This window comes from Pseudomonas sp. PDM25 (genome assembly GCF_019219045.1).
Lineage (GTDB): Bacteria > Pseudomonadota > Gammaproteobacteria > Pseudomonadales > Pseudomonadaceae > Aquipseudomonas.
The window spans coordinates 545,638-563,574 of sequence record NZ_JAHUWL010000002.1 but is presented as its reverse complement, the minus strand read 5'-3'; the positions used below and the strand labels follow the sequence as shown (position 1 = coordinate 563,574).

20 protein-coding genes are annotated in these 17,937 nt (G+C 60.3%); 10 read left to right on the top strand and 10 right to left on the bottom strand.

Annotated elements, in window-relative coordinates; translation table 11 throughout:
* The first annotated feature begins 3 nt into the window (after positions 1 to 3).
* The 5 genes from KW848_RS05170 (at position 4) to KW848_RS05150 (ending at position 4,953) form a co-directional block, all read left to right on the top strand.
* A complete protein-coding gene (locus KW848_RS05170) occupies positions 4 to 1,581 on the top strand; it encodes an aldehyde dehydrogenase (NADP(+)) (RefSeq protein ID WP_218536187.1) in 1,578 nt (525 codons plus the stop codon).
* Between the two features lie 118 nt (positions 1,582 to 1,699).
* Positions 1,700 to 2,272, top strand: coding sequence for a PPC domain-containing DNA-binding protein (locus tag KW848_RS05165; RefSeq protein WP_192410695.1), 573 nt, complete (start codon positions 1,700 to 1,702; stop codon positions 2,270 to 2,272).
* A 103-nt stretch (positions 2,273 to 2,375) separates the two neighbouring features.
* Positions 2,376 to 3,683 carry an OprD family porin gene (locus KW848_RS05160; RefSeq protein WP_218536184.1) on the top strand — a complete coding sequence of 436 codons (1,308 nt, stop codon included), beginning with the start codon at positions 2,376 to 2,378 and terminating at the stop codon, positions 3,681 to 3,683.
* A 526-nt stretch (positions 3,684 to 4,209) separates the two neighbouring features.
* The gene (locus tag KW848_RS31715; RefSeq protein ID WP_309140066.1) at positions 4,210 to 4,515 is read left to right on the top strand and encodes a hypothetical protein; all 306 of its coding nucleotides are present in this window, start codon (positions 4,210 to 4,212) and stop codon (positions 4,513 to 4,515) included.
* Between the two features lie 120 nt (positions 4,516 to 4,635).
* Entirely contained in the window at positions 4,636 to 4,953 is a 318-nt protein-coding gene (locus KW848_RS05150) for a DUF2388 domain-containing protein (RefSeq protein ID WP_111449117.1), read from the top strand.
* A 52-nt stretch (positions 4,954 to 5,005) separates the two neighbouring features.
* Here KW848_RS05150 and KW848_RS05145 read toward each other — a convergent pair whose 3' ends face one another.
* Both KW848_RS05145 and KW848_RS05140 read right to left on the bottom strand, forming a co-directional pair.
* Positions 5,006 to 5,938, bottom strand: a complete 933-nt coding sequence (locus KW848_RS05145; protein ID WP_218536182.1) for a pyridoxal-phosphate dependent enzyme — start codon at positions 5,936 to 5,938, stop codon at positions 5,006 to 5,008.
* 67 nt (positions 5,939 to 6,005) lie between these two features.
* The gene (locus tag KW848_RS05140; protein WP_218536180.1) at positions 6,006 to 6,797 is read right to left on the bottom strand and encodes an SDR family oxidoreductase; all 792 of its coding nucleotides are present in this window, start codon (positions 6,795 to 6,797) and stop codon (positions 6,006 to 6,008) included.
* A gap of 123 nt (positions 6,798 to 6,920) precedes the next feature.
* On the opposite strand from KW848_RS05140, the gene KW848_RS05135 reads away from it, so the two are divergent.
* Positions 6,921 to 7,868 (top strand): GlxA family transcriptional regulator, encoded by a 948-nt coding sequence (locus KW848_RS05135; protein ID WP_218536178.1) that lies wholly within the window; start codon positions 6,921 to 6,923, stop codon positions 7,866 to 7,868.
* A 45-nt stretch (positions 7,869 to 7,913) separates the two neighbouring features.
* The gene (locus tag KW848_RS05130) at positions 7,914 to 8,573 is read left to right on the top strand and encodes an isoprenylcysteine carboxylmethyltransferase family protein (RefSeq protein WP_218536175.1); all 660 of its coding nucleotides are present in this window, start codon (positions 7,914 to 7,916) and stop codon (positions 8,571 to 8,573) included.
* A gap of 105 nt (positions 8,574 to 8,678) precedes the next feature.
* On the opposite strand, the gene KW848_RS05125 is transcribed toward KW848_RS05130, so the two are convergent.
* The 6 genes from KW848_RS05125 to KW848_RS05100 form a co-directional block, all read right to left on the bottom strand.
* Entirely contained in the window at positions 8,679 to 9,347 is a 669-nt protein-coding gene (locus KW848_RS05125; RefSeq protein WP_218536173.1) for an HAD-IA family hydrolase, read from the bottom strand.
* Positions 9,348 to 9,459: 112 nt separating this feature from the next.
* Positions 9,460 to 9,672: a DUF1059 domain-containing protein gene (locus tag KW848_RS05120; protein WP_192410688.1), complete on the bottom strand. Its 213-nt coding sequence runs from the start codon at positions 9,670 to 9,672 to the stop codon at positions 9,460 to 9,462.
* Positions 9,673 to 9,836: 164 nt separating this feature from the next.
* The gene (locus tag KW848_RS05115) at positions 9,837 to 10,244 is read right to left on the bottom strand and encodes a response regulator (RefSeq protein ID WP_218536171.1); all 408 of its coding nucleotides are present in this window, start codon (positions 10,242 to 10,244) and stop codon (positions 9,837 to 9,839) included.
* Positions 10,245 to 10,426: 182 nt separating this feature from the next.
* A complete protein-coding gene (locus KW848_RS05110) occupies positions 10,427 to 10,723 on the bottom strand; it encodes a pentapeptide MXKDX repeat protein (RefSeq protein WP_111448802.1) in 297 nt (98 codons plus the stop codon).
* A gap of 71 nt (positions 10,724 to 10,794) precedes the next feature.
* The gene (locus tag KW848_RS05105) at positions 10,795 to 11,580 is read right to left on the bottom strand and encodes a molybdopterin-dependent oxidoreductase (RefSeq protein WP_218536169.1); all 786 of its coding nucleotides are present in this window, start codon (positions 11,578 to 11,580) and stop codon (positions 10,795 to 10,797) included.
* Positions 11,577 to 12,197 (bottom strand): cytochrome b/b6 domain-containing protein, encoded by a 621-nt coding sequence (locus KW848_RS05100; RefSeq protein WP_218536167.1) that lies wholly within the window; start codon positions 12,195 to 12,197, stop codon positions 11,577 to 11,579. Before KW848_RS05100 ends, KW848_RS05105 begins: the two co-directional genes overlap by 4 nt.
* Before the next feature lie 296 nt (positions 12,198 to 12,493).
* Between KW848_RS05100 and KW848_RS05095 the strand changes: the two genes are divergently transcribed.
* Positions 12,494 to 13,429 (top strand): class I SAM-dependent methyltransferase, encoded by a 936-nt coding sequence (locus tag KW848_RS05095; protein WP_218536164.1) that lies wholly within the window; start codon positions 12,494 to 12,496, stop codon positions 13,427 to 13,429.
* 131 nt (positions 13,430 to 13,560) lie between these two features.
* On the opposite strand, the gene KW848_RS05090 is transcribed toward KW848_RS05095, so the two are convergent.
* On the bottom strand, positions 13,561 to 14,334 hold the full coding sequence (locus KW848_RS05090; RefSeq protein ID WP_218536162.1) for a helix-turn-helix transcriptional regulator: 774 nt from the start codon (positions 14,332 to 14,334) through the stop codon (positions 13,561 to 13,563).
* 111 nt (positions 14,335 to 14,445) lie between these two features.
* On the opposite strand from KW848_RS05090, the gene KW848_RS05085 reads away from it, so the two are divergent.
* Both KW848_RS05085 and KW848_RS05080 read left to right on the top strand, forming a co-directional pair.
* The gene (locus KW848_RS05085; protein ID WP_134098844.1) at positions 14,446 to 15,549 is read left to right on the top strand and encodes an extracellular solute-binding protein; all 1,104 of its coding nucleotides are present in this window, start codon (positions 14,446 to 14,448) and stop codon (positions 15,547 to 15,549) included.
* Between the two features lie 172 nt (positions 15,550 to 15,721).
* A complete protein-coding gene (locus tag KW848_RS05080) occupies positions 15,722 to 16,852 on the top strand; it encodes a P1 family peptidase (protein WP_192410682.1) in 1,131 nt (376 codons plus the stop codon).
* Positions 16,853 to 17,244: 392 nt separating this feature from the next.
* Here KW848_RS05080 and KW848_RS05075 read toward each other — a convergent pair whose 3' ends face one another.
* Positions 17,245 to 17,934 (bottom strand): GNAT family N-acetyltransferase, encoded by a 690-nt coding sequence (locus KW848_RS05075; protein ID WP_218536159.1) that lies wholly within the window; start codon positions 17,932 to 17,934, stop codon positions 17,245 to 17,247.
* Positions 17,935 to 17,937: the final 3 nt, after the last annotated feature.

The window sequence follows — 17,937 nt, the reverse complement described above, 5'->3', positions numbered from 1 at the left end:
CCCATGTTTGAAGTTTCAGGCCACAACTACATCGCTGGCGCTCGTTCGGCTAAAGGCTCGAGCACCTTGCAAAGCCACGACGCCAGTACCGGCGAAGCACTGCCGTATCGCTTCCATCAGGTGACCGTGGATGAAGTGAATGCGGCCGCAGAAGCGGCGGCCACGGCTTACCCGATCTTTCGCAATCTTTCATCCGCCCGACGCGCTCAGTTTTTGGAGGCGATTGCCACTGAGCTTGAGGCGCTGGACGACTCGTTCATTTCCCTGGTGTGCCGGGAAACTGCCCTGCCCGCCGGCCGTATTCAAGGTGAGCGGGCACGCACCAGCGGCCAGATGCGCCTGTTCGCCACGATGCTGCGGCGTGGCGATTTCTACGGCGCCCGCATCGATCGTGCGCTACCCGACCGTCAACCGTTGCCCCGCCCTGACCTGCGCCAGTACCGCACCGGGCTCGGTCCGGTCGCCGTGTTCGGTGCCAGCAACTTCCCACTGGCCTTCTCGACCGCTGGCGGCGACACCGCCTCTGCCCTCGCCGCGGGCTGCCCGGTGGTGTTCAAAGCCCACAGCGGTCACATGGCAACCGCCGATTACGTCGCCGATGCGATCACTCGCGCGGCCAGAAAAACCGGAATGCCTGATGGCGTGTTCAGCATGCTCTACGGCAGCGTCGGTGAAGCATTGGTCAAGCATCCGGCGATTCAGGCGGTGGGGTTCACCGGGTCATTGCGTGGCGGTCGGGCCTTGTGTGACATGGCGGCGGCCCGTCCTCAACCGATTCCGGTGTTCGCCGAGATGAGCAGCATCAACCCGGTCTTGTTGATGCCAGAAGCACTCAAGGCGCGCGGTGACAAGATCGCTGCCGAGCTGAGCGCTTCCGTGGTGTTGGGTGCGGGTCAGTTCTGCACCAATCCCGGTTTGGTTTTGGGCATTCGTTCGCCAGAGTTCACTGCCTTCCTCGAACGTTTTGCCGGTTTGATGGGGGAGCAATCGGCGCAAACGATGCTCAATGTCGGCGCGCTGAAAAGCTATTGCCACGGTCTGGACAATCTTCACGCACACCCCGGCATGACGCACCTGGCCGGCGCCGCACAACAGGGCAATCAGGCGCAGCCGCAAGTGTTCAAGGCCGATGTCAGCCTGCTGATTCATGGTGATGAGTTGCTTCAGGAAGAGGTCTTCGGCCCGACCACCATTGTGGTGGAGGTCGCCGATCACGCCGAATTGCTCCAGGCACTGCACGGTTTGCGCGGCCAGTTGACCGCCACGCTGATCGTCGAAGATTCGGATCTCAGCACCTTGAACGAAGTGCTGGCCCTGCTGGAACAGAAAGTCGGGCGCGTGCTGTTCAACGGTTATCCAACCGGCGTGGAAGTCTGCGATGCCATGGTTCATGGCGGACCGTACCCGGCCACTTCGGATGCTCGCGGAACATCGGTCGGAACGTTGGCGATTGATCGTTTCCTGCGTCCCGTTTGTTATCAGAACTGCCCCGACAGCTTGCTACCGGACGCCCTGAAGAACGCCAACCCGCTGGGCATTGCCCGACTGGTTGACGGTGTCAGCAGCCGTGATGCGCTGTAAGTCACCGAACTAACACCCACCGTTAATAACAACTCCGTCGCCTATCGAAAAATAGGCGCCGGACACGCTCGCCTCCAAAAACGCTGTAACCCACAACAACAAAAACAGAGGAAGTCTCATGCACGTTCAACTTCACCCGAAACATCGCTTTTGCAAATTGATGCTGGCCGTGACCGCCGCCGTGATGATCAACACCGCAGGCGCTCAACTGGCCGTTGCCGAAACCACTCCCGCCGCGACGACAGCCCCTATGCAATGTGTCACTGAAGCCACACCGCGCTACACCAAAACCCCCACCGGTTACCTCATGGTGCTGCGCATGGGCGACAACGCGTTCAAGGAACTGACCAAACTGGCCATCGCTGAAAAAATCCCCAGCGCCTCCATCAGCGGCATCGGCTTCGGTAACGTGAAGTTCGGCTTCTGGAACAAGGACAAAAAAGACTTCGACGCCAAGACCTTGAACAGTGTCGAGATGGCCAGCGTCACCGGCTCGGTGGCCTGGAAGAACGACCAGCCTTCGATTCATATGCACGGCGTCGCCGGTGACGCCACGTTTCAAGCGTACGGCGGCCACATCCTCGACTTCGAAGTCACCACCGGTTCGATGGAAATCACTGTGATCGTGCACCAGCGTCGTCTGGAACGCGGGATTGACCCGTGCATCGGCGCCAACGTGTTGGGTATTTAAGCCAGGCGAATAACGCTCCCGCAGGCATCGAACGTTGCCGGCACCCGCTACTGCGGGAGCCTCCCTCCCAAATTCAAACTACAAAAATAAAGGGGCGATTCAGATGAGCAAGAAGAAAACGGCGGTGACGTTTGCATTGAGTGCCATTGCACTCAGCACCCAGGCGCACGCCGACTTCCTGAGTGACAGCAAAGCGACACTGGGGATGAGAAATTTCTACTTCAATAACGACAACCGCGACGGCACCGCCGCGCCTTCGAAAACCGAAGAGTGGGCGCAGGGTTTCATGCTCGATTACAAGTCGGGCTACACCGATGGCACGGTTGGTTTTGGTGTCGATGCACTGGGCCTGATGGGGATTACGCTGGACAGCGGCAAGGGACGGCACGTCGGCAGCTCGATGATTCCTTCAGAGAGTGATAACCGCGCTGTCGATGAATGGAGCCGGTTGGGGTTGACCGGTAAAGTCAAAGTCTCGAAAACCGAACTGCGCCTGGGCACGCTGATGCCCAAACTTCCAATCCTCGTCTCCAACGATGGCCGTCTGCTGCCGCAGACCTTCGAAGGTGGCCAGATCACGTCAGGCGAGTTCAAGGACTTGACCCTCACGGGAGGCCGAATCGAACACGCAACAGGACGGGGCTCAAGCGATCAAACGGGGTTGGCCGCCACGGGCGGCACCCGCGAAAGCAACGCGTTCGACTTCGCCGGCGGCGACTGGAAAATCACCAAGGACCTGACCGCCCAGTATTACTACGCCAACCTCGACAACTACTACACCCAGCAGTTTTTCGGCCTGATCCACACACTGGCGATCGCGGAAGGTCAATCGCTGAAAACCGACTTGCGCTACTTCAAGACCGATTCATCCGGTAAAAACAGCTCAGGCACTTCAGGCTACAGAATCAGCGGCTACACCCAAGGCAATGATGGCGAGATCGACAATCGAACCTGGAGCGCCGCGTTGATTTACACGGCGGGTGGCCATGGCCTCACAGCGGGCTATCAAAGCGTTTCCAGCGGCAGCAACTTCACGCAGCTCAATCAGGGCGGCCTGGCCAACAAGGGGGCCGGCGGCTCCAGCGTTTACCTGTACACCGACCGTCTGATTCAAACCTTTACTCGTGCGGGGGAACGCACAGCCTTCGGTCAATACGCCTATGACTTTGCCGCCATGGGGGTGCCCGGACTGAAAGCGTCGGTCATGTACCTCAGCGGCGACGATATCAAGACCACCTCAGGCGATACCCAGAAGGAATGGGAGCGGGACATTGCGCTGGACTACGTGATTCAGTCCGGTTCGCTTAAAGGTGTCGGGGTCGGATGGCGTAACGGCAAGTCCAACAGCGAGGCGTCCCGTGACCAGGACCAGAATCGCTTGATCGTGAGCTACAGCATCCCGCTGCTATAGGAGCAAAGCTTGCTCCGGGCGGCGATCCGACGATGGCGTCGGCACACTCAACATCAAGGTGACTGACATACCGCCTTCGCGAGCAAGCCCGCTCCCACATTTGGACCTCCGGTGGCCGCAGAATGTGTGATCAACTCAATTCCCTGTGGGAGTGAGCCTGCTCGCGATGGCGTCGGCACACGCAATATCAAGGTGACTGACCCACCGCAATCGCGAGCAGGCTCACTCCCACATTGAATCTCGGGTGGCCGCAGGATTTGTGATCAATTTAATTCCCTGTGGGAGCGGGCTTGCTCGCGAAAGCGTCGGCACACGCAATATCAAGGTGACTGACATACCGCCTTCGCGAGCAAGCCCGCTCCCACATTTGGACCTCCGGTGGCCGCAGAATGTGTGATCAACTCAATTCCCTGTGGGAGCGGGCTTGCTCGCGAAAGCGTCGGCACATTCGACATCAAGGTGACTGACATACCGCTATCGCGAGCAGGCTCACTCCCACATTGGTCCTCTGGTGAACGTCGGATGTGTGATCAACTTAATTCCCTGTGGGAGCGAGCGCGGTTATCACATTGAATTCGACTTGCAAGACACCTTGCTCAACCGCCCCTGCTGCCCGGTGGAGCTCGGTTCGTTCAACGACCCGGCCAATCCAAAGCGTTTCGAGTATCTGGAACGTCACGTGCGCCGCGTCATGGGCCTGACAGACCCGGTCGCGCGCAAATGGCTCGGCTTCCGCCCTTCCCTGCTCGCTCCGGCCCGCGCTTGCGGCGAAGCCAAGCTCGCTGATCCGGCGTTATTGGTGGAGATCATCGTGTGTGCAGCGAGGGACTGAGTTTTTTTAGAGGCAGGCATTGGACTGATCACGCATCGATAGGGAACTCCTGACGACCGCCACGCATCCTAGACTATGAGGTACTTCCTTTTTTGCTTCATGCTTTCCGAGGACACCGTCATGCGCCGTCTGATTATCATCTCTTCCCTTTTGCTGTGTTTACCCTTCGGCTCCGCTATGGCCAAAGTGGATGCGGGCGATGTCGCCACGTCAGCCGGGGTTTCCGCATCGCTGTACTCGACCTTCAAGGACCACAAACTCATGATTCCGGCCCGGGATGACGCCTCCAGCTTCGTCGCCAGTGGCGGCGCGATTCGTGGTGTTTATCTGGAGTCGTACTTAAAGCAGATTCGTCAGGAACATCCCGGCCTCAACGCCAGCGACGAAGACCTGGCCAGAGCAATCCTCGTCCAGGAAGGCGTAGCTGCAGGTCAATAAAGGCTGAAAAAGTAGCGGTGGGGCTCGCAGCACCCGGATAGCGTTTGCAGCCCTACCTTGCTTCAGCACTCGTGGATAGTCGCGCCCAACCCGCCACCAGTTGCGCGCTGATGCTCACGCCGCCGCACACCACAATCACCACATCATGGGCCTCGGCAATCGCCGGATGGTCCAGGTAGCCAATCGCCAACGAAACGCCGCACGCCGGTTCGACCAACTGACGCAGGTCGTTGGCATAACGCACCACACCCATGATCGCCTCGTCGTCGCTGAGCACGACACATTCATGCGGGAAATCGAGGATGTGCTGCACCGGCCAAGCGGCTACCTGAGCAGCGCCAAGCGAAGTGGCAACGGTGTCGATCCGCGGCAGTCTGACCGGATGCCCGGCAGCGATCGCGGCGGCAAAAGATGCCGCCCCCTGGGTTTCGCAAGCAATGATCCGGCAGTCCATGCGGTCATGGCGAATCAACCCGGTAAGAATGCCCGCCAGCAAACCACCACCCCCTACCGACGTCACCACGGCATCGACCTGAGGACAATCTTCGAGGATTTCATCGACCATCGTGCTGTGCCCTTCCCACAGCACCGGGTGATCGAAGGCTGGCACGTATTCGGTGTCCGCGCCCTGCGCGAGTTCTTTGGCCCGTAGATTGGCTTCGTCCCAGACCTTGCCATGGATGATCACCTCGGCACCGGTTTTCCTGATCCGTGCGCGGGTGGTTTCCGGCGTGGTGTTCGGCACCACAATGCAGGCTTTCAACCCCAGGCTGGCGGCAGCCACGGCGGTGGCGAACCCGGCATTACCGCCGGAAGGACAGACGACTTTGCGTTTGCCCTGCGCCTTTGCCTGACTGCACAAAAGACCCATGCCGCGCAATTTGAACGAACCGCTGGGTTGCAGGTTTTCCAGCTTGAGCCAGATCCGCCGGGCCGGCGTCGACAGGCCCGGGTGCAGAATCAGCGGCGTTCTGATGTGAAGCATGGGGGTGCTCCTCAAGGGTGAACGGTCCTTATCCAAGCTTAGTTCACCCTGCCCGGAGGCTACCGATTCAGCGATAACGCGGTGCGGCCGTGGAGTTGCCGAACAGGCCTGAAAGCGTCTGGCGCCGGGCTTCGTAGGCGTCCCACTGGTCGCCTTGGTGCAGGCCCGGAATGGTCACCACTTCGCCTTGCGCCAGGCCCGTCAGCGCGGCATCGACCATGTCCTGGGCAGACATCACGATCTCTTGCGGCAGGTTTTCCACCGGGTTGCCGGCCTCGCTCCAGAAGTCGGTGGCGGTGGCGCCGGGCAAGACGGCCTGGATCCGAATGCCTTTGTCGGCCAGCTCGCGGTGCATCGATTGGCTCAGGCCGAGGACAAACGCCTTGGTCCCGCCATACACGCCATTGAGAATTTCCGGGGCGATGGCCACGATCGAGGAGATATTGATCACCGTCCCGGTGCCGCGAGCGACGAAGCCTGGCACCACAGCGTAAGCCAGGCGCATCAACGCGGTCACGTTGAGGGTGATCATGTCTTCCATGTCATCCACCAGGCTGCCGAGCAGCGGCATGACAGCGCCGACCCCGGCGTTGTTGACCAACAGGGTGATACTGGCGTCAGAGCGTAGAATTTCTTCGACCCGCCGCACGTCGGCCTTGTCTTTCAAATCGGCGGTGACCACTTCCACGGCGCGACCGGTTTCGTTACTCAGGTGGTTGGCCAGGGCGTTCAGTTTCGCCTGGCTGCGGGCGACCAGAATCAGGTCGTAACCTTGCCGGGCGAGACGGTCGGCATACACCGCGCCGATGCCCGAAGAAGCGCCAGTGATCAGAGCAGTACCTTTGGATGAGAGAGCCATGTCGATTTCCTTCGCAGTGAGGCGATAAGGTCGCCGGGTGTGAACCGTTATAAAGGGTCTAACGCTCGTCTCAAATGACGTTTAAAGTACGTTTTTCGGACATGACCTTTTGAGGACATCTCGATGACTTCCGTGGCGTTTGTAGTATTTGAAGGGTTCCAGTCCATGGCGCTGGCGGCCATGCCGGTGTTCGAGTACGCCAACTTCAGCGCTGGCGAAGCGCTTTATGACGTCAGCGTACTGTCCGAAGACGGCCGCACATTGCGCGCTTCCGGTGGGCTGAGCGTCGGCACCGAGGCCTTTGGTGAGCGGGTGTTCGACACGGTGATCGTGGTGGGTGGCGATGCCATCCTCGAGCAGGCACCCGAGGGCGTGCTGACTTACCTGCGCGACAGCGTTAAAACCGCACGGCGCACGGCGTCGATTTGCTCCGGGGCGTTCGTCCTGGCCCAGGCGGGATTGCTCGACGGACGGCGCGCCACCACCCATTGGGCTTATGCTCGGGAGCTGCAAGCGCGATTTCCGTCGATCAAAGTCGAAGAAGACCGCATCTACGTCGTCGACGGTTCGATCTGGACTTCTGCCGGGATGACCGCCGGCATCGACCTGGCGCTGGCCATGGTGGAAAAGGATTACGGCGCCGCACTGGCCCGTTCCGTGGCGCAGAAACTGGTGATGTACCACCGCCGCGCGGGCGGCCAGTCGCAGCACTCGGCGCTGCTGGAACTGGAAGCGAAATCCGACCGTATTCAAACCGTCCTTGGCTATGCGCGAGAACACCTCACCGAGACGTTGTCGGTGGAGCAACTGGCAGACGTCGCACGCCTCAGCCCTCGGCAGTTCAGCCGGGCCTTCCGGGCAGAAACCGGCCAATCACCGGCCAAAGCCATCGAGAACCTGCGCCTGGAAACGGCACGGCAGATGCTGGAACGCGGGCGACTGACCCTCGATCAGATCGCCGAAGAGTCGGGTTTCAGCGACTGCCGCCGCATGCGCGAAGCCTTCCTTCGGGCGTTCGGACAGCCGCCGCAGGTGATTCGGCGTAATGCCAGGGCCGGGTTGAACGCGTGAGGGGCGCCGGGCCTCTAAACTGAACAGAATCAGCATGAGGTGCTTATGAAAATCTCGGCCAAACTGGCGTTTTTCGCCATTGTTTCCACCCTCGCCTACCTTGGGCTCGCGGTGTGGGGACTTGGCCGGTTCTCGGCGTTTTTCTCTCATGCACCGTTGCTGGTCATTGTGTTGGCCACGCTGGTGATGGCCATCGCGTCCTTGTTCACTGAGGTCAACCTGAGTTCCGGCGAACGTGAAGACCGGGCCAATCGTTGGGTGCTGCCGGCGTTCGGGGTGATCGGTTTATTGAGCGGGTTCCTGCCGGCCTACACCGACCGGATCGATTTCTGGACCTTTGGTGGCGAAGGTGTGCGCTGGCTCGGCGCATTACTGTTCATCATCGGCGGCACGTTGCGCCTGTGGCCGGTATTTGTGCTGGGCAAGCGTTTCAGTGGGCTGGTGGCGATTCAGCCGGGGCATACGCTGGTCACCGACGGGATTTATCGCACCTTGCGCAACCCCAGTTATCTGGGGCTGATGATCACTGCCGTGGGCTGGGCGCTGGCCTTTCGCTCTGGCGTTGGCCTGTTGCTGGCCGCGCTGACGCTGATCCCGCTGATCGCCCGCATTCACGCCGAAGAAGCGCTGTTGAGGACGCAGTTCGGCAGTGAATACGAGGCTTACTGCGCCCGCAGTTGGCGGTTGATTCCCGGGGTTTACTGAAACAACACAACCCTAATGTGGGAGCGGGCTTGCTCGCGAATGCGGTGTGTCATTCGCCATCGATGTGCCTGACACACCGCATTCGCGAGCAAGCCCGCTCCCACATTAGATTGTGTGTAGGCGGATTTGGTCGTCGTGATCCACATGGGCGACGACCGACTCATAGCTGGCAATCGTGGCATGCGGAGTCTGGAGCGGATGGTCGTGGGTTGCGGTCACCACGATCAGGCCTGCACCCGCTGCCTCAGCGGCGAGAATTCCCACGGTGGCGTCTTCGAAAATCAGGCAATCGGCCGGTTCAACGCCCAAGCGCTTGGCCGCCAGTCGATAGCCCGCCGGATCAGGCTTTCCGGCACTGACGTCTTCGGCAGTGACCATCACCGAAGGCTCTGGAATACCCGCCGCCGCCATCCGCCGCAACGCCAATGCCTTCGGCGCCGAGGTGACGATCGCCCACTGGTTGGCGGGCAGCGACTTCAGGAAACTCGCCGCGCCAGGCACTTCGATGATCCCCTCGACATCCTCGATTTCCGCCTCGGTGATGAACGTCGCTTCAGCTTCGGCATCCACCCCGGGCAAGGCCAGACGATTGATGGTGTCGATGGCGCGAACGCCATGGATGGTGGGCAGAAATGAATCGACATCGACGCCGTGGCGCAAGGCCCAGGTCGCCCAGATCCGTTCGGCAGCGGCGATGGAGTTGAGGACGGTGCCGTCCATATCAAACAGAAAAGCGCGATACGGGGTGTTGAAGACAGATTCTTGAGCAGACAAGGGGGAGCTTCCTCTCGCAAGTGCCAGGCGGGTTCGCCGAACAATGTAGCATTTGCGAGGAGCTGCCGAACGCGGCTCGAGCCTTCGGCAACTCCTGCAGAGGATGTCCTTGCTAAGCGGAACGCGGTGCTTCAACAGGCGGGGTGCCGTCGTGAAACATCGTTTTCAGTTGAGCACGCAGTTCCGGTGAGTCGGTGTGCTTGTGAACACTGACCGCATGCTGTGCGGCGGCCTCGAGCAGTTCGTTTTCAGAGTCTGCGGACAGTGCGACCGAGCATTTGGCATCACTTGGAAACTCGCGGCAGTCGATGTATTTACGCGCCATGATCTTCTCCTCCCTACGACGAAAGGCAGGCCGCGGCCTGCGTGAACGATCACTCGACGCGCACCCCAGACATCAAACACGATTGCAGGTCGCACCGAGTGTGCCGACTCTTGAAGTATAGGCCCGCCACAACGCGCATCGTCACAGGCTGTAGTGGTTTAGTTCTACAGGGTACTTTTTGACTTCAAGGCACCTTCCACACAGTCCAGCAACTGCCCGAGCGCCCACGGTTTCTTGATGAATGCCACCGAATGCCTGACCCCGGAGCTTTCCGGCGTTTCAAAACCGGACATGATCATGATCGGTTTTTCGGGCCAGCGGTCGCCAAACAGATTGGCCAGGTCCGCGCCGTTGAGTTTGCCTGGCATGGTGATGTCCGTGAGCAACAAACCCACCTGTTGTGCATGCAATTCCAGATATTCCGATGCAGCGTCTGCGCTCACATGCGGTTCAACCACAAACCCTTCCTCCTGAAGAATTTCGCAGAGAAACTCCAGGATCAACGGGTCGTCCTCAACCACAAGAATCAACCCGCCAGTGAGATGTTCGCCCGCCGCCGATATTGGTCTCATGACTGTGTCACTCCCTGATTGTCAAAATGATTTCGCGGGCTCAAATCCGCTACCTATCAGGTATGAGCAGCGGACTTCGCGGAAATTCATTTTTGATACAACCGGGCGATGAATCAGGCGCCTATACAGCGCTGTATAGGCGCCTGCAAACCAGGGTGCGGCCTTGCAGGAGGGGATTTTGATCAGTACGACGGCGCGTCTTTTTTCATGGTGTCCTTGGACATCGCGTCCTTCTTCATTCCATCCTTGCTCATGGCGTCCTTGGACATGGTGTCTTTCTTCATCGCGTCCTTACTCATGGAGTCCTTGGACATGGCGTCCTTTTTCATCGTGTCTTTCTGCATGGCGTCTTTGGACATTGAATCCTTGCTCATGCTGTCGTTGCTCATGCCGTTAGTGGTTGTTGCATCGGCGGCAAACACGCTGGCGGCACCAAACGCCAGGCACATGGACAGTACGGTGGTCGCTAACTTTTTCATGATGGAACTCCTTGAAGCACAGGTTGCGAATGAGCGCAGCGGGCGCTGCGCAGTGAAGTGGCCAGGCGCCATCAGCTGCCACCGAACCAGTTGTAGCCCTGGTCTTCCCAGTAGCCACCCGGATAGGTGTTGGTGACGAAAAGCGCCTGAATATGTTTGGGATTCTTGTAGCCCAGCTTGGTAGGCATGCGCAGCTTCATCGGGAAGCCGTACTGGCGAGGCAGCACCGCGCCGTCATAGGTCAGCGTCAACAAGGTTTGCGAATGCAGTGCGGTGGCCATGTCGATGCTGGTGTAGTAGTCGTCTGCGCATTTGAAGCCGACATATTTGGCATCCGTGTCGGCACCGACTCGCTTCAGGAAGTCGCTGAACCGCACGCCGCCCCACCGCCCGATCGCGCTCCAGCCTTCGACGCAGATGTGTCGGGTAATCTGCTCGGTCTGGGCCATGGCGCGCAGTTCTTCCAGGCGCCAGCTGCGCTTGTCGGCGACCATGCCGGTCACTTCCAGTCGATAACTCTCTTCCTCCACCGTCGGCGCCTCGTCGATGCCATAGAAGGCATTGAACGGAAATGGCCGGGTGATCATTGACTCGGGATAAGTCGGTGCCAGGGCGTTGGGATTGAACAGCCAGCCCTGCACCCGATCGTTGAAGCGGGACATGGAGGACAACGCGGTTTCGACGCTCTCGTTGTCGGTAAGGTTGCAGCCGGACAACATGGCCACGCCGCCGAGGGTCAGGCCACGCAACAGGAACGAGCGTCGTGAGCGGTCCTCGATCTGCGGGGCGAGAATCTTTCTGGCGTCTGTCAGGATGGACGACTCGTCCAGCCCTGAGCCTTGAATGCGCTTTTTCATACGACCTCCTTGCGACCGACAATCATGGCCCACAACGTTTTGGGAACCAGCGCGACCATCACCAGGTGAACCGCGACAAAGGCCACCAACAGCGACATCGCGATGAAGTGCACGTGCCGCGCGCCTTCGTAACCGCCCAGCAGTTCACGCAACAGTGGAAACTGGACGGACTTCCACAACACCAGCCCGGAAATCACCAGCAGCGTGATGTCGACCATCACGAACAGGTACGCCACCCGTTGCACCTGGTTGTAATGACTCAGATCGGCATGCCCCAATCGGCCCCGCAATGCCGCCCACAGGTCATGCAGGACACCTTTAGGCGAAACCGGGAAAAAGCGCCGTTTCAGACGACCACTGACGAGGTTGATGATCAGGTAGACAAGGCCATTGATGACCAGGAACCACATCGCCGCGAAATGCCATTGCAATGCGCCGCCGAGCCAGCCACCCAAGGTGATCGTTTTGGGAAAGCTGAAATCGTACAGCGGGGAAGCGTTATAGATTCGCCAACCGCTGGTCACCATGACCAGCACCGCCAGGGCGTTCAGCCAATGGGTCAGCCGTAGCCAGCGGGGATGGCTGCTGACTGTGGGTGAAGCAGGTAACTGCGACATGATGGGCTCCCGGCGGTTGATCGTTGGAGCCGATTATGCAAGCCGACAGATCGCCAAATCCTCACGTAAAGTTAAATTAAACGTGATAACTCCCCCCCAATAACCTGTGGGAGTGAGCCGGCTCCGGGCGGCGTTCCGACGATGGCGGTAGATCAGTCAATATAAATGTTGAATGTAATGCCGCCATCGTCGGAACGCCGCCCGGAGCCGGCTCACTCCCACAGTTTTGTTGCGTGGTCCACCCTTGGCTCAATTGTGTTTAAAATGCCGTCCCCTCAAATTGTCGACCGTACCCGATGAACGCTGAAGCCCTCTCCACGCTGCATGACCATCTGCTGACGGCCCTGGCCACTGCCCCCGCCGAAACCCGCCGGCTGTTCCACGGCCGTGGCCGGTGCTGGCCGGGGCTGGAGCAATTGACCGTCGACTGGTTGCAGGGCGTGGTGCTGGTGTCGCTGTTCAAGGAACCTGAAGCGTCGCAGCTGGAAGCGTTGAAACACAAGCTGATGGACCTCATGCAATCGCCGGCGTGGACGCAATCCGGCGCGCATACGCTCTTGCTGCAACATCGCTACCTGCTGCAAAGCACCACCGAGTGGCTGTTGGGGGACGCGATCGACGAGATGACGATCACCGAGGGTGGCCTGCATTACCGGGTGGACCTGGGCCGCAAACAGAACACCGGCCTGTTCCTCGACATGCGTTACGGCCGCGATTGGGTGCGGGCCAACGCCCAGGGCAAGCGCGTGCTGAATCTGTTCGCCTACACCTGCGGGTTCTCGGTAGCGGCCATCGAAGGGGGGGCGACGCACGTGGTCAATCTGGACATGTCCAGCCCGGCCCTGAGCCGTGGTCGCGACAATCACCGGCTCAACGGCCACGACCTGAGCAAGGTGACGTTCCTCGGTCATGACCTGTTCAAATCCTGGGGCAAGGTGATCGGCAAGGGCCCTTACGACCTGGTGATCATCGACCCGCCGTCGTTTCAGAAAGGCAGTTTTCTGCTGACCAAGGACTACCAGCGCGTGCTGCGCCGACTGCCGGAATTGCTCAGCCCTCAGGGCACGGTGCTGGCGTGCATGAACGATCCGGCGTTTGGCGCGGACTTCCTCATCGACGGCGTCACCCGCGAAGCCCCGAGCCTGCGGTTCGAGCAACGGCTGGACAATCCGCCGGAATTTCCCGATGCCGATGTTGAATGCGGGTTGAAGGCGTTGGTGTTTCGGCAGTAAGTCCGAGTCGTCCCCTTCGCGAGCAAGCCCGCTCCCACACTGGTTCTGTGTCGTTCACAAATCCCCTGTGGGAGCGGGCTTGCTCGCGAAGAGGGCCTGAAAACCGATCAATCTCTCTCAGATGTACCCAGTCAACGCGGCTGCAACACCAACGCAAACAACTCACCATGCCCATTCACATTGAGCTTGTGATAGAGATTGCGCCGGTGCACCTTCACCGTCTCCGGGGAAATGCCCATCTGCTGGGCGATGGCCTTGCTTGAGAAGCCCTGAAGAATCAGGCGCGCCGTTTCGATTTCCCGCACTGACAGGCGCGCGTCGAAACGATCCAGCAGGGTCGCCAGATCCCCGGCCACCGCCTCGGTGGCCGGTCCTTCCGGGGGCATCAATTGCAGGTGACGGCGCATCGCCGCCAGCACCCAATCGCGCACGCAAAGCAGGCGGCCCTGTTCCTCAAGCGTGAATCGCGTCGAGCGTCCCAACGACAAACCGAGCACGGCACCCTCGACGTTGACCATGAACTGCAACTCGTCGCCGCCCACCACGCTGCGGAAGTAGCTCAGGTAATACTCGCTCTGCTGGAACTGATCGGGGGCCACCGATTCGAGACTGCGCAAGCCGTCGGCGATGCCGGCACAAGCGGCCTGATAAAACGGATCGAGCAGGTACATGCCGGCGCTGTAGTCCGCCAGTTCTTCATGCTCGGCAGCACCGCCCTTTGAGTCGAAATCGATCAGCAGGCGCGGCACCCGCCCGGCCCGCATTACCGCAACCAACGCGTTGTCCATCGGCACCAGCAGCCGCAGCGTGTCGACCAGCGCACGCCAGAACCCGTCCTGCCCCAAGGCACCAAATACCCGCGCCAGCCCCTGGTGCACCGGTAACTCTTTCAACAACGCGTCCACGCCCTACCCCTTTCGAGTAACCCATGATGGGAATGGGTGAGTCCACTCCCGGCCGATACGCTGCAAGCACCTGATCATCACCGGCCTGCAGCAGGCCAGGAGTGCCGCATCATGAGTCGTCACCGCTCGTATATCAATCTTGGACTGGGCGCCTGTCTGTCGGTCTCGCTATCGGCGGTTGCCGCCGACGGCCCGACGGTTCACGTCTACAACTGGTATGACTACATAGGTCCCACGACCCTGCAGGATTTCAAGCGTGACACCGGGATCGCACCGGTCTACGACACCTTCGACAGCGCCGAAGTGCTGGAGGGCAAATTGCTCACCAGCCGCAGCGGATACGACGTGGTGGTGGCCAGCAACTTCAGCTTGCCGACCCTGATCAAGGCCGGCGCCCTTGCACCTCTACCCCACGCTCAGATGCCCGACTTCAAAAACATGGACGCTGACCTGCTGGCGAAACTGGCCCACAACGATCCGGGCAACCAGTACGCCGTGCCGTATCTGTGGGGCACCAACGGCATCGGCTACAACATCGACAAGGTCCGCGCCGCGCTGGGCGACAAGGCGCCGGTGGATTCCTGGGACCTGGTGTTCAACGAAGCGAACCTGGCCAAGCTCGGTCAGTGTGGTGTGGCCATGCTCGACTCGCCGGCCGAGATGCTGCCGGTCGCCCTGCACTACCTCGGTCTGCCACCCAACAGCACCAACCCCGAAGACTACAAAAAGGCCGAGGCTCTGCTGCTCAAGCTGCGCCCGCACATTGCCTACTTCAACTCGTCCAAGTTCATCAGCGACCTGGCCAACGGCAACATCTGCGTGGCGGTGGGTTGGTCCGGCGCGATGCTGGAAGCCAAGAACACTGCCGAGCAGGCGAACAACGGCGTGAAGATCGCCTACAGCTTGCCGAAGGAAGGCGCGCCGGTGTGGTTCGACACCCTGGTATTGCTCAAGGACGCACCGCACCCGGAACAGGGTTTGGCTTTCATCGACTACCTGATGCGCCCTGAAGTCATCGCGCCGGTCAGTGATCACCTCTCCTACCCCAACGGCAACCGCAGCGCGACGCCACTGGTGGCCGAAGCGACCCGCAACAATCCGGCCGTGTATCCGTCCGCCGAAGCCATGGCCACGTTATTCACCCTTCAGCCTCTGCCGCCCGCCACCGAGCGCGTACGCACACGGATCTGGAGCAAAGTCAAAAACGGCCAGTAACTCCAGATACCCGTCAGCCAAACGCAATCCAATGTGGGAGCGAGCCTGCTCGCGAAGGCGGAGTGTCAGTCGACCTCATCTTGCCTGATACACCGCTTTCGCGAGCAAGCCCGCTCCCACAGGTTTCGCGCCCAACCTGGCCCACTTTTTCTGCCATGAGATGAGAGAAACGATGAAACCACGTGCCCGCGACCTGAACATCCAGTTCGGCCAACTGCAACCCGGTCCGCTCAACGCCATCACCGATGTGCCCGGCGTACGGGTCGGCCATAGCAATGTGCGAGGACGCACGGCGAACGGCCGCGACATCCTGACCGGCGTCACAGTGATCGAACCGCGTGCCGGTTCCACCAGCCTGCAACCGTGCTTTGCCGGCGTCCATGTGCTCAATGGCAACGGTGATGCGACCGGCCTTGAGTGGATTCGCGAAGCAGGCCTTTTGACCAGCCCGATCGCCTTCACCAACACCCACAGCCTGGGTGTGGTGCGCGATGCGCTGGTGACGCTGGATCGCCAGAACCAGCCCGATGACGGGCGACTCTACTGGAACATGCCAGTGGTGCTGGAAACCTTTGACGGTCTGCTCAACGACATCAACGGTTTCCATGTGAAGCCAGAACATGTGGACGAAGCCCTGCGCACGGCGGTGGGTGGTCCGGTGATCGAAGGCGCCGTCGGCGGCGGCAGCGGCATGATCTGCCACGAATTCAAGGGCGGAATCGGCACCGCTTCGCGGCGTCTGAACAGTGCTCAGGGCGGCTGGACCGTCGGCGCCATCGTCCAGGCCAACCATGGCATCCGCAACGAACTGCGCGTCGACGGCTACCCGGTCGGGCGTTACATGGAAAAGGCCGACTCGCCGTTCCTCAAGGCGTCCTTGCCGCATCCGGGCATGGGCTCGATTGTCGTCTGCCTGGCCACCGATGCGCCGTTGCTGCCGCACCAGTGCACGCGCCTCGCGCAGCGCGCCAGCCTCGGCCTGGCCCGCACCGGCGGCGGCAATGAAGACCACAGCGGAGACATCTTCATCGCCTTCGCCACCGGCAACCAGCACGTGCCGCCGGCCGCTTACGAGAGCAAGCGTGCGCCGACCACCGACAACCTGAGCATGGTCAACAACGACCACATCAGCGAGTTGTTCCTGGCCGCCACCGAAGCGGTGGAGGAAGCGATCATCAATGCCTTGCTGGCCTCCGACACCGCCGAGGGCAATGGCCATGCGGTGCCGGGGCTGGACGCCGGGACGCTGCTCAACGCCTTGCGTCGGGCCGGGTGGCCAGGGGATTCGACTAGCGGTACTTGAGCGCCAACCCCCAACTTTCTACGATGATTCTACGCAGCCGCTTGTTGACTCAAGCCGTTGCGTAAGTGGTGAGTGAAATGAACCCCTACCAAGCTCACCACTTGTTTCATGCGCATCTTGAGCCTCGAGGGCTCTACTTCCTCCCCATCAAAGAGCTTTGAGGCTCTTTTTTATCTGCACGATTTCCAGACAAGAAAAAGCCCGGCATTTGGCCGGGCTTTGCGCTATCTAAAAGACAACAAAAATCCCCTGTGGGAGCTAATGCTGTTCACTTAAGACATTCTTCAGTTGAGCTAGAGCCTGTGGGAGCGGGCTTGCTCGCGAAGGCGGCGGGCCAGTCGATATTGATGTTGAATGATCAAACGCCTTCGCGAGCAAGCCCGCTCCCACAGTTAACCGAGTTCACCCAGTCGCTCCCGGACAAACTCATTTGCCTTGCGCGTCATCTGGTCCAGATGCCGGTCACGCTGTTTCTCCGCATCGAGCATGGCCCGCTTGCCGTGTTTTTGCAGCAGGTACGTATGAATCTGCCGCACCTCGAGCGAGCTGTAGATCGGCGCCACGTCCAGCACGGCCATCAAGCCGTCGGTGCCGTGATCGCGGGTGTTCATCAGCACTTGAGTCGCGCGCACGCCCACCACCTGAAACCCCATGGCCTCAAAATACGGAACCTTGGCCACCGCGCACGTCAGTTCGGCATGCGGGTAGCGGCCGACCATTTCCTGCAGCATCCGCCGGGCAATACCTTGGCGCCGATGGCTGGCACTCACCGCCATGTACGCGACACCGCATGCATCGGGATCGTCCTTGACCGGCAGGTACAGCAGGAAGCCGATGACCTTCTCGGGGTCGTCTTCGTCGGTCGCGACGAGCAACTCCACCGCAATCCCTTTCGCCCCGTTCAACGCCTCCAGATAGAGGTGAACCTCGTAGCCGATCGCGTACTGGTACACGTTGTACAACAGGTTGCTCGGCCCGATAGCGACCATGCTGATGTCGGTCAGGTAATCGACCACCATCTGCAGGATCTGGCTATTGATGTGCTCGGGGCACGGGGTTTTGAAATGGGTGATCTGGGGCATTCG

What these genes read in the sequence shown, in the direction of transcription:
- KW848_RS05110 (WP_111448802.1), bottom strand. Translation starts at nt 10,723, where the DNA reads ATGAAAAAGTTAGCGACCACCGTACTGTCCATGTGCCTGGCGTTTGGT.
- KW848_RS05080 (WP_192410682.1), top strand. Translation starts at nt 15,722, where the DNA reads ATGAAACCACGTGCCCGCGACCTGAACATCCAGTTCGGCCAACTGCAA.
- KW848_RS05120 (WP_192410688.1), bottom strand. Translation starts at nt 9,672, where the DNA reads ATGGCGCGTAAATACATCGACTGCCGCGAGTTTCCAAGTGATGCCAAA.
- KW848_RS05115 (WP_218536171.1), bottom strand. Translation starts at nt 10,244, where the DNA reads ATGAGACCAATATCGGCGGCGGGCGAACATCTCACTGGCGGGTTGATT.
- KW848_RS05105 (WP_218536169.1), bottom strand. Translation starts at nt 11,580, where the DNA reads ATGAAAAAGCGCATTCAAGGCTCAGGGCTGGACGAGTCGTCCATCCTG.
- KW848_RS05140 (WP_218536180.1), bottom strand. Translation starts at nt 6,797, where the DNA reads ATGGCTCTCTCATCCAAAGGTACTGCTCTGATCACTGGCGCTTCTTCG.
- KW848_RS05130 (WP_218536175.1), top strand. Translation starts at nt 7,914, where the DNA reads ATGAAAATCTCGGCCAAACTGGCGTTTTTCGCCATTGTTTCCACCCTC.
- KW848_RS05165 (WP_192410695.1), top strand. Translation starts at nt 1,700, where the DNA reads ATGCACGTTCAACTTCACCCGAAACATCGCTTTTGCAAATTGATGCTG.
- KW848_RS05170 (WP_218536187.1), top strand. Translation starts at nt 4, where the DNA reads ATGTTTGAAGTTTCAGGCCACAACTACATCGCTGGCGCTCGTTCGGCT.
- KW848_RS05160 (WP_218536184.1), top strand. Translation starts at nt 2,376, where the DNA reads ATGAGCAAGAAGAAAACGGCGGTGACGTTTGCATTGAGTGCCATTGCA.
- KW848_RS05135 (WP_218536178.1), top strand. Translation starts at nt 6,921, where the DNA reads ATGACTTCCGTGGCGTTTGTAGTATTTGAAGGGTTCCAGTCCATGGCG.
- KW848_RS05150 (WP_111449117.1), top strand. Translation starts at nt 4,636, where the DNA reads ATGCGCCGTCTGATTATCATCTCTTCCCTTTTGCTGTGTTTACCCTTC.
- KW848_RS05100 (WP_218536167.1), bottom strand. Translation starts at nt 12,197, where the DNA reads ATGTCGCAGTTACCTGCTTCACCCACAGTCAGCAGCCATCCCCGCTGG.
- KW848_RS05075 (WP_218536159.1), bottom strand. Translation starts at nt 17,934, where the DNA reads ATGCCCCAGATCACCCATTTCAAAACCCCGTGCCCCGAGCACATCAAT.
- KW848_RS05095 (WP_218536164.1), top strand. Translation starts at nt 12,494, where the DNA reads ATGAACGCTGAAGCCCTCTCCACGCTGCATGACCATCTGCTGACGGCC.
- KW848_RS05145 (WP_218536182.1), bottom strand. Translation starts at nt 5,938, where the DNA reads ATGCTTCACATCAGAACGCCGCTGATTCTGCACCCGGGCCTGTCGACG.
- KW848_RS05085 (WP_134098844.1), top strand. Translation starts at nt 14,446, where the DNA reads ATGAGTCGTCACCGCTCGTATATCAATCTTGGACTGGGCGCCTGTCTG.